This window comes from Actinomyces sp. HMSC065F12, assembly GCF_001814535.1.
Classification (GTDB): domain Bacteria; phylum Actinomycetota; class Actinomycetes; order Actinomycetales; family Actinomycetaceae; genus Pauljensenia; species Pauljensenia radingae_A.
In genome coordinates, this window is sequence record NZ_KV817023.1 from 1 (window position 1) to 575 (window position 575).

The 575-nt window shown below is 53.0% G+C and carries 1 pseudogene; it reads right to left on the reverse strand.

Annotation, left to right across the window (positions count from 1 at the left end):
• Window positions 1-515: pseudogene (locus HMPREF2975_RS08350) on the reverse strand (restriction endonuclease); the annotation flags it as partial.
• Window positions 516-575: the final 60 nt, after the last annotated feature.

Here is a 575-nt window from a genome sequence, read left to right on the forward strand (position 1 = left end):
TCAACCATCCGCACAATGTATGCGCGCAAGTCAGAGTCAGTGATCGAATTGATCGGTTTGATCCGATCGTAGATGGCGATTGCCGTGTTGCGCTTTTGTCCTTCGACGCTCAGTTTCGAGAAGTGTTCGCGCATGAATTTCTGATCGGTACTCGACATCCGGAAGGCTTTAGGAACCTCGGAGTCCTTTCGCACGTCGATCTTGTACATCTGCTCATCGGCCGTCGACAGGTCAATGTCGATGTCTTTCGTCTTTAAGTCAAAGTCACCGGCTAGTGCCTCGTGCTTGAGCTCGTTGTATCCCTCATGAGCGGTCGGGAACAATGCTGATCCGGGTTCTTGGATGACGAATTGGGGAAGGCGAAGGATTTCGATCTCGTCATCAAATTCGTGGTTGACGAAGCTCGTGTCCACAGCATCCTCCAAATCTGAAGGTACGAAGCCCTCACCCATCTGTGCAGCTTCTTCGACCTCCTGCTCATAGTCCGCACCCTGCTGAGCCGCCTGCTCAATCATCGAAGCAACCGTCGGATCCGCCGAAGGCTCTGGTGAACTAGCGGATTCTTCTCGCGCATC